Genomic DNA, 8954 nt, shown 5'->3' on the forward strand with positions numbered 1-8954 from the left:
CCTGTGGCGCGCCGCGGCGCGCGGCTTCCGCACCGCCATGACCTTCCATCCCGGCACCCAATGCGTCGATCCCGAGAGCTGGGCGCGCTACGTCACCGCCTGCGCCGGCATCGCCCGCGCCGCCGGCGTGACGCTGGCGCGGCTGAACGTGGGCGGCGGCTTCGCGGCGCATCGGGGCGGCGCCCGCCCGGATCTCGAACGCGTCTTCGCGGTCCTGGCCGAGAGCTGCGCCACCGCCTTCGAGGGCGCGCCGCCGCCCCTGGTCTGCGAGCCGGGCCGCGCCATGGTGGCCGAGGCCTACACCCTGGCGCTGCGGGTGAAGGGCGTCGACGAGCGCGGCGTGACGCTGAATGACGGCATCTACGGCGCGCTGGCGGAGTGGCGCGACCTCGGGGCCGGCGAACGGCTGGCGGCGATCGATCCGGACGGCCAGCGGCGCCCGGGCCGGACGCGGCCGCGCACCGTGTTCGGGCCGACCTGCGACAGCCTCGACGCGCTGCCCGGGCCGCTGGCGCTGCCCGAGGATCTGGCCTGTGGCGATTACCTGCTGATCGAGGGCATGGGCGCCTATGCCGGCGCGCTGGTCACCCGGTTCAACGGCTATGGCGGCCATGGCACCGTGACGCTGTCGCGCGATTGATGAAACTGCGGCCCCGCGCTGGACACCCGCGCCGCGCCGCGTAGTCTCCGCCCCGGACACAACCGGCGAGGAGCGCGGCAGATGGAGAAGTTCGGCAGCAGTCAGCCGGTGAAGCGGGTCGAGGATCTGCGCTTCCTGACCGGGCAGGGCCGCTACATCGACGACACCGCGCCCGAAGACGCCCTGCGCGCCGTGGTGTTCCGCGCCCCGGTGGCGCATGGCGACATCACCGCGCTGGATGTCGCGGCGGCGCGCGCCGCGCCCGGCGTGCGGCTGGTGCTGACCGCCGAGGACCTGGCGCAGGCCGGGATCACCAAGGGCCTGCCCACGGTGATGGTGCCGAACCGCGACGGCTCCCGGACCGCGCCGCCGCGCCGCCCGGTCCTGGCCGAGGGCCGCGTCCGCTTCGTCGGCGAGCCGGTGGCGCTGGTCGTGGCCGAGACCCTCGACCAGGCGCGCGACGCCGCGGAGCTGATCGAGCTGGATCTCGAGGATCGCGACCCGCATCTCGCGCTCGAGGCCGGCGGCACGCCGCTCTTCGACGAGCTGCCTGACAACCGGGTCTTCGATTTCGGCATCGGCGACGAGGCCGCCACGGCCCGGGCTTTCGAGACCGCCGCCCATGTCGTGCGCCTCACCGTCGAGGACAGCCGGGTGATTTCCAACCCGATGGAGCCGCGCGGCTGCTGGGCGGAATGGGACGGCGCGCGGCTGCATTTCTCCTATGGCGGGCAGGGGGTCTGGACCCTTAAGGACCAGCTCGTCCGCATCCTCGACCTGGCGCCCGAGGCGGTGCACGTCACCACGCCGGATGTCGGCGGCGGCTTCGGCACCAAGACCATGCCCTACCCGGAATACTTCTCCGTCGCCCATGCCGCGCGGGTGCTGGGCCGGCCGGTGCGCTGGATGGCCGAGCGCGGCGAGACCATGCTGTCGGACAATGCCGGCCGCGATCTCGTCTCCGATGCCGAGATGGCCTTCGACGCCGAGCATCGCATCCTGGGCTACCGCATCCACACCCGCTCCAATCTCGGCGCCTACCTGTCGGGCTTCGGCCCGCTGATGCAGACGCATCTCTTCAGCCGGGTGATGACCGGGGTCTACGACATCCCCGCCGCCTGGCTCCGGACCGAGGGCATCGTCACCAACACCACCCAGGTCGACGCCTATCGCGGCGCCGGCCGGCCGGAGGCCAATTACCTGCTGGAGCGGATGATGGACCGCGCCGCCCGCGAGCTCGGCATCGATCCGTGGGAGCTGCGGCGGCGCAATTTCATTCCGGTGGATAAGTTTCCCTACAAGAGCCCGACCGGGGAGACCTACGACGTGGGCGATTTCGCCCGCGTCCTGGGCCGGGTCGAGGCCGCGGCCGACCGCGCCGGCTTCGCCGCGCGGCGCGCCCGGTCGGAGGCCGAAGGCAAGCTGCGCGGCCAGGGTCTCTGCTACTACATCGAGGCCATTCTCGGCTCGCCCTCCGAGGACGTGAAGGTCGCGTTCGACGCCGAGGGCGGCGCCGTGATCTATGTCGGCACGCAGTCGAACGGGCAGGGCCACGAGACGGTGTTCGCGCAGTTCCTCTCCGACCAGACCGGCATCCCAGCCGAGCGCATCCGGGTGGTGCAGGGCGACAGCGACCTGATCGCCAAGGGCGGCGGCACCGGGGGGTCGCGCTCGGTCACCGTGCAGGCCAATGTCACGCTGGTGGCGGTGGAGAAGATCGTCGCGGCGTTCGGCGCCTTTCTGGCCGACGAGCTGGGCGTCGCGGCCGACAAGGTGTCCTTCGACGGCAGCCAGTTCCGCGCCGAGGGCTCGAACCAGCACCCGACGATGCTGGAAGTGGCCGCGATGGCGCGCGCCGCGGGCCGCGAGGACCTGCTGAGCCACAGCGCCAGCGCCACGCTCGAGGCCCGCTCCTTCCCGAACGGCGCCCATGTCGCCGAGGTCGAGGTCGATCCCGAGACCGGCGCCGTCACCGTCGCGCGCTACACGGTGGTGGACGATTTCGGCAATCTGGTGAACCCGATGCTGGTCGCCGGGCAGGTCCATGGCGGGGTGGCGCAGGGTCTGGGCCAGGCGCTCTGCGAGCGCGTGGTCTACGACGAGACCGGCCAGCTCCTGTCCGCGACCTTCATGGATTACGCCATGCCGCGGGCCGCCGACCTGCCGATGATCGACTTCTCGACCGAGGCGGTGCCCTCGACCGCCAATCCGCTCGGCATGAAGGGCTGCGGGGAGGCCGGCACCGTGGGCTCGATGGCGGCGGTCGCCAACGCGGTGCAGGACGCCCTGTGGTCCCGCGGGGTGCGGCAGGCCGACATTCCCTTCACCCCGCTGCGGGTCTGGCAGATGCTGAAAACGGCGCAGCAGGCGGCAGAATGACGCGCTGCAAAGGATCTTTCGGAAATGTCAAGATTTCTCTTCACGGTTTCTTGACGGGGCTTCCATTTGTGTCCTTTGAGCCCATCTATCTAGCAGGATCGCGGGATCGGAACCCCCGCGAGACCTTCACTGTCCCTCGTTCCGTACCTGGCGCCCAAGGTTTTCCTTGGGCGCTTTTTTGTGACCGCCTGTCAGAGGAGCACAGCTATGTCCGACACCGAATCCATCTCTGACGGCGATCTGCGGCGCATCCTTGGCAGCGTGCGGCGGATCGCCGTCGTGGGGGTCTCCACCAATCCGGTGCGGCCCTCCTATTACGTGGCGCGCTATCTCAAGCTGAAGGGCTTCGACATCGTGCCGGTCAATCCCGGCCATGCCGGCACCGAGCTGTTCGGCACCCCCATCCGGGCCAGCCTCGCCGAGTGCCCGCCGGTCGACATGGTGGACATTTTCCGCCGCTCCGAGGCGGTGCCCGGGATTGTCGACGAGGCGCTGGCGACCTTTCCCGACCTGCGGGTGATCTGGATGCAGATCGGGGTCCGGCATGCCGAGGCCGCCGCCCGCGCCCGGGCCCGCGGCATCGAGGTCGTGCAGGACCGCTGCCCCAAGATCGAATACCAGCGCCTGTTCGGCGAGCTGCGCATGGGCGGCTTCGCCACGGGGGTGATCTCGTCCCGGCTCTGAGCATCGGCGGCTTCGGCACAAACCGGGCGGAACGGCCCCGCGGCGCATGCGTTCACCCCGGACAGGCGCGCCGGGCTCCGGTCGGCCGCGCCGTGCCCGCCAGATATCCCGGATCCGCCGCCCGGTGCCCCCCCCGGCCCGCGCCGGATCCGCTAGCCAGGAGATTGCCATGAAGATCACGCTCAGGGTCAACGGGAGCGAGCACGCGCTCGATCTCGACACCCGCGTTACCGTGCTCGACGCGTTGCGCGACCATCTCAAGCTCACCGGAAGCAAGAAGGGCTGCGACCACGGCCAATGCGGCGCCTGCACGGTGATGATCAACGGGCGCCGGGTGAATTCCTGCCTGACCCTGGCGGTGATGCACGAGGGCGACGAGATCACCACGGTCGAGGGGCTGGGCACGCCCGACGGCATGACCGAACTGCAGCGCAACTTCGTCGCCTGCGACGGTTTCCAATGCGGCTACTGCACGCCCGGCCAGGTCATGTCGGCCACCGCCATGCTCGAGGAGGCCGGCCGCGGCTGGCCCTCCTACGTCTCGGCCTCGCTCGACGGCGCCGCGCTAAACGATGCCGAGATCGCCGAGCGCATGAGCGGCAATCTCTGCCGCTGCTCCGCCTATCCGGGGATCCGCGACGCGATCCGGCGCGCGGCCGAGCGCGGCGACGCGCAGGAGGCGGCGGAATGAGACCCTTCGACTATCACCGCGCCGACGATCTCGACACCGCCGCAAAGGCGCTCGGCCCCGAAGCCTCCATCATCGCCGGCGGCACCAACCTGCTCGACCTGATGAAGATCCAGGTGATGACGCCGTCGCGGCTCGTCGACATCACCCGCATTCCCGGCCTCGACGCCGTGGAGGAAACCGGGGAGGGCGGGCTGCGCGTCGGCGCCTTGGTGCCCAACAGCGATCTCGCCGGCGATGCCCGCATCCGCGCCGACTACCCGGTGCTGGCCCGGGCGCTGCTGGCCGGCGCCTCGGGGCAGCTGCGCAACAAGGCGACCACCGGGGGCAACCTGCTGCAGCGCACGCGCTGTCCGTATTTCTACGACCCCGCGACCCGCTGCAACAAGCGCGCCCCCGGCAGCGGCTGCGACGCGCAGGGCGGCCGGTCGCGGATGACCGCGATCCTCGGCACCTCCGAGGCGTGCATCGCGGCGCATCCCTCCGACATGGCGGTGGCGCTGCGGGCGCTGGCCGCCGAGGTCGAGACGCGCCGCCCGGACGGCAGCACCCGCCGCCTGGCGCTCGACGATTTCTACTGCCTGCCCGGCGACCGCCCGGACGTGGAGACGGTGCTCGATCCCTCGGAGATCATCACCGCGGTGATCCTGCCGGCGCCGAAGCGCGGCACGCGGCAATGCTACCGCAAGGTCCGGGACCGGGCCTCCTACGCCTTTGCCCTGGTCTCGGTCGCCGGCATCCTGCGGATGGATGGCGACCGCATCGGCGAGGTGGCGCTGGCCTTCGGCGGGCTGGCTCCCCGGCCGTGGCGCAACCTCGACGTCGAAGCGGCGCTGACCGGCCGCGAGCCCGGCGAGGCCGCCTTCGCGGAGGCCGCCGAGATCCTGCTGGCCGAGGCCCGCACCGATCCCGGCAACGCCTTCAAGACCACCCTGGCGCGCCGCACGCTGATTTCGGTGCTGCGCGATCTGACCGGCGCCAACGATCAGCCGTCCATTCCGACCGACAGCGTGGGAGATGCCGCATGAAGGACGCATTCGAGATGAACGAGGCGCAGCCGCGCATCCTCGACGAGACCCGGCAGGGCGTCATCGGCGCCCCTCTCGACCGGGTCGACGGCCCCCTCAAGGTCACCGGGCGCGCCACCTATGCCGCGGAATTCCCGGTCGAGAACCTGGCCCATGGCGCGCTGGTCCGCGCCACCATCGCCCGCGGCCGGGTGAGCAACATCGACGGGTCCAGCATCGCCGGCATCCCCGGCCTGATCCGCATCGTCTACACGGAGAATTTCGTCCGTTCGCCGGCCCAGGGCATGGCCAACGAGGCGCCGATCCGGCCGCTGCCGGAGGTGCATTATCACGGCCAGCCGATCGCGCTGGTGGTGGCCGAAACCTTCGAGGCGGCGCGCGAGGCCGCCGAGCGGCTGGTGGTGGACTACGCCGAGGAGCCCGGCGCCCCGGTCGATCCCGAGACCGCCCCCGCCGAGGTCAACGACGACGCCTCGCCGAGCTTCGGCAATCTCGACCGCGCCATGGCCGAGGCCGACGTGACCCTCGACGAGACCTTCACCACGGCCGGTCATGCCGCCGCGGCGATGGAGCCGCATGCCTCGATCGCGGTATGGCAGGATGGACGGGTGACGCTTTACGGCGCCTACCAGATGCCCAATTCGAACCGCAACGAACTGGCCGACGCGCTCGACATCCCGGCCGAGAAGGTCCGAATCGTGTCGAACTATGTCGGCGGCGGCTTCGGCTCCAAGCTCGGCATCGGTCCCGAGGCGGTCGCGGCGGCGGTCGCGGCCCGCGATCTCGGCCGGCCGGTTCGGGTGGTGATGGCGCGGCAGACGGTGTTCGATTCGGTCCTGCGCCGCACCGAGACGGTGCAGCGCCTGCGGCTGGCGGCGGGGAAGGACGGCCGGCTGACCGGGATCGGCCACGAGGACCGCATCTCGAACGCCCCGGGCGAGGAATTCGCCGAGCCGGTCTCGACCTCGACGCATCTGCTCTATGGCGGCGACAACCGCTTCTACGAGCAGCGCATCGCCCGCACCAACATGCTGCCCTCGGGCTCGGTGCGCGCGCCGGGCGAGGCGGTCGGCATGCTGGCGCTGGAATGCGCCATGGACGAACTGGCCGAGCGGTTGCAGATCGATCCCATCGAGCTGCGCCTGCGCAACGTGCCGGAGCGCCATCCCGAGGACGACATCCCGTACACCGCAAGGGCGCTGGAAGACTGCCTGCGCCAGGGCGCCGACCGCTTCGGCTGGTCCGACCGGCAGGCGCCGCGCGCCCGGCGCGACGGCGACTGGTTCACCGGCATCGGCATGGCCGCCGCGGCCCGCCCCAACATGCTGGTCCCGGCCGCCGCGCGCATCACCCTGACGGGCGCGGGCGCCGTGGTCGAGACCGACATGACCGATATCGGCACCGGCTCCTACACCATCCTGTGCCAGATCGCGGCCGAGATGCTGGGTCTCGACCCGGCGCAGGTCGAGGTGCGGCTGGGCGACACCGACTATCCGGCAACGTCGGGCTCGGGCGGCTCCTTCGGCGCCAATTCCTCGGGCTCGGCGGTGTTCCTCGCCGCCCGCGACCTGCGCCGCCAGATTGCCGGCGCCATGGACTGCTCCGAGGACGACCTGACCCTGCAGGACGGCGTGGCGCGCTGCGGCAACCGCGAACGCCCGCTCTCCGAGATCGCCGCGGAGCCGCTGACCGCGCTGGGCGAGATCAAGCCGGGCGACACCTCGGACGCCTATTGCTCGGCCGGGTTCGGCGCGCATTTCGCCGAGGTCCGGGTGCACGCGCTGACCGGCGAGGTGCGGGTGACGCGGATGCTCGGCCTGTTCGGCGCCGGTCGCATCCTCAACCAGAAGACCGCCCGGTCGCAATGCATCGGCGGCATGCTCTGGGGCTTGGGCAGCGCCTTGACCGAGGAGCTGCAGCACGATCCCCGGGACGGCCACGTGGTGAGCCGCGACCTCGCAAATTACCACGTCGCCTGCAATCTCGACGCGCCGCTGGTGGAGGTCGACTTCCTCGAGGAGCGCGACGACCAGACCACCCCGATCCAGACCAAGGGCGTCGGCGAACTCGGCATCTCCGGCGCCGGGGCGGCGATCTTCAACGCTGTCCACAATGCCTGCGGTGTGCGCCTGCGCGACTTCCCCGCGACCCCCGACCGGGTGATCGCGGCGCTCGAAGCGGCCGGTTACTGACCGGCTGCCCCGGACCGCGAGGCACAAAAAAGAAGCGCGCCCGGACCTCCGGGCGCGCTTTGCACCGGCGGGGGTGTGCCTGGCGATTAGCGGTTGCCCTGCTGCGACAGCATCAGCAGGACCTGGCGCGGATCCATGCCCGGCGGCACCATGATCACCGTGCCCTGCTGGTCGGGGAAGGTCGCCGACATCTGCTGGCGCTTCTCCTCGACCTTGTCCTCGGTCGGGCGCACGCCCTCCATCATCGACCCCATCCGGGCATGCATGTCGGCCACCGCATCGTCGTAGCCGGCGGTGTAGGCGCTCTGGTAGATCTGGCGCACCAGGCCTTCCATCTTCATCGCGGTGAAGCGGCCATCCTCGGACTTCATCGCGCCCATCATCTCGGCCTGGGCGCTCTCGCCCGACGACACCATGCCGGTGGCCTGGCCCATATGCTCGGTGACCGGGCTCTCGGTGGTGGCGCCCTCCGCGGTCTCGGTCGCCCCGGCATCGCCGCCGGGCCGGACCGGATTGGCGGCGTCGGTCTCGGCGCTCTGGCTGTTGCCCTGGGCCGGGATCGGCGCCGACTGGCCGCCGGTGACCGATTTCATCACTTCGGCCTGGGCCGCGGCACCGGAAAGACCGGTGGCCCCGGCCGCGCCGTCCGGGCTGCCGGTGGTCTCGGCGCTGGTTCCGGCGGTCATCGGCGCCGAACCGTCCTCCGCGGCGGCATCGCCGGCGGGGCCGGTCTGGGCGTTGCGCATCGGATCGGACGCCTCGCCGTCCATGCTGGTGCCGGTGGCGCTGTCGGCCTCGGCGGTGGTCTCGGTGTCGCTGCCGGTCTCGAGATCCGGGGTCTCGGCAAGTTCGGCACCGCCGGGCTGGCCGCTGGTCACCGATTGCAGGATCTGCTTCTGCGCGGCGGTGCCGGTATCGGGGGCGGGGTCGGCGCTCTGGGCCCAGAGCGCACCGCTGCCGAGCGCGAGGGCCAGGACGCTGGCCGCGCCGACGCGGCAGGAAAATGCACGGGTCATGAAAGTGTCCTCCTTGGGTGATGTGTCGCGGCAACGCCGCGTCCCGCCTGCGGGTTGCATCACGATCCGCCGCCCCCAAGCGGACCGGCGCTTTCCGGCCGAGTCGCCGCGCCCCGGGGCAGGGACTGGCCGCCCGGATGCCCGCGAGACCCTGCGGATCGCGAGAGCGCGTCAAATAAAAGAGCAGTTTCAGACCGTTGCGAGAAACTTCCTGGTTTTTTGGATTTTTGGCTTGCGGGTTTGTTTGGTGATCCGTAGATAGCGCTTCACCGGCGGCGCTGAGGCGCTGGCGGGGCCGGACGGGCCGGGGCTGAGAGGCCGGGTTGG

Annotated in this window: 7 protein-coding genes; 6 read left to right on the forward strand and 1 reads right to left on the reverse strand. The window is 71.2% G+C overall.

Going from position 1 to position 8954, the window contains the following annotated elements; translation table 11 throughout:
• The 6 genes from ACXYMW_RS09780 to ACXYMW_RS09805 all read left to right on the forward strand — a co-directional run.
• Positions 1-640 (forward strand): type III PLP-dependent enzyme domain-containing protein (locus ACXYMW_RS09780; protein WP_459035126.1); only part of this gene is annotated, 640 nt, incomplete at its 5' end.
• 81 nt (positions 641-721) lie between these two features.
• A complete protein-coding gene (locus ACXYMW_RS09785) occupies positions 722-3019 on the forward strand; it encodes a xanthine dehydrogenase family protein molybdopterin-binding subunit (protein ID WP_459035127.1) in 2298 nt (765 codons plus the stop codon).
• A gap of 207 nt (positions 3020-3226) precedes the next feature.
• Positions 3227-3703 (forward strand): CoA-binding protein, encoded by a 477-nt coding sequence (locus ACXYMW_RS09790; RefSeq protein ID WP_459035128.1) that lies wholly within the window; start codon positions 3227-3229, stop codon positions 3701-3703.
• A 169-nt stretch (positions 3704-3872) separates the two neighbouring features.
• The gene (locus ACXYMW_RS09795; protein WP_459035129.1) at positions 3873-4394 is read left to right on the forward strand and encodes a 2Fe-2S iron-sulfur cluster-binding protein; all 522 of its coding nucleotides are present in this window, start codon (positions 3873-3875) and stop codon (positions 4392-4394) included.
• Positions 4391-5419 (forward strand): FAD binding domain-containing protein, encoded by a 1029-nt coding sequence (locus ACXYMW_RS09800; protein WP_459035130.1) that lies wholly within the window; start codon positions 4391-4393, stop codon positions 5417-5419. Before ACXYMW_RS09795 ends, ACXYMW_RS09800 begins: the two co-directional genes overlap by 4 nt.
• Positions 5416-7611, forward strand: coding sequence for a xanthine dehydrogenase family protein molybdopterin-binding subunit (locus tag ACXYMW_RS09805; protein ID WP_459035131.1), 2196 nt, complete (start codon positions 5416-5418; stop codon positions 7609-7611). Before ACXYMW_RS09800 ends, ACXYMW_RS09805 begins: the two co-directional genes overlap by 4 nt.
• A gap of 86 nt (positions 7612-7697) precedes the next feature.
• Here ACXYMW_RS09805 and ACXYMW_RS09810 read toward each other — a convergent pair whose 3' ends face one another.
• A complete protein-coding gene (locus ACXYMW_RS09810) occupies positions 7698-8627 on the reverse strand; it encodes a hypothetical protein (RefSeq protein ID WP_459035132.1) in 930 nt (309 codons plus the stop codon).
• Positions 8628-8954 lie beyond the last annotated feature (327 nt).

The organism is Roseivivax sp. CAU 1761 (assembly GCF_054482755.1).

Coding starts and splice junctions, on each gene's coding strand:
- ACXYMW_RS09790 (WP_459035128.1), top strand. CDS start 3,227: ATGTCCGACACCGAATCCATCTCTGACGGCGATCTGCGGCGCATCCTT.
- ACXYMW_RS09810 (WP_459035132.1), bottom strand. CDS start 8,627: ATGACCCGTGCATTTTCCTGCCGCGTCGGCGCGGCCAGCGTCCTGGCC.
- ACXYMW_RS09795 (WP_459035129.1), top strand. CDS start 3,873: ATGAAGATCACGCTCAGGGTCAACGGGAGCGAGCACGCGCTCGATCTC.
- ACXYMW_RS09800 (WP_459035130.1), top strand. CDS start 4,391: ATGAGACCCTTCGACTATCACCGCGCCGACGATCTCGACACCGCCGCA.
- ACXYMW_RS09805 (WP_459035131.1), top strand. CDS start 5,416: ATGAAGGACGCATTCGAGATGAACGAGGCGCAGCCGCGCATCCTCGAC.
- ACXYMW_RS09785 (WP_459035127.1), top strand. CDS start 722: ATGGAGAAGTTCGGCAGCAGTCAGCCGGTGAAGCGGGTCGAGGATCTG.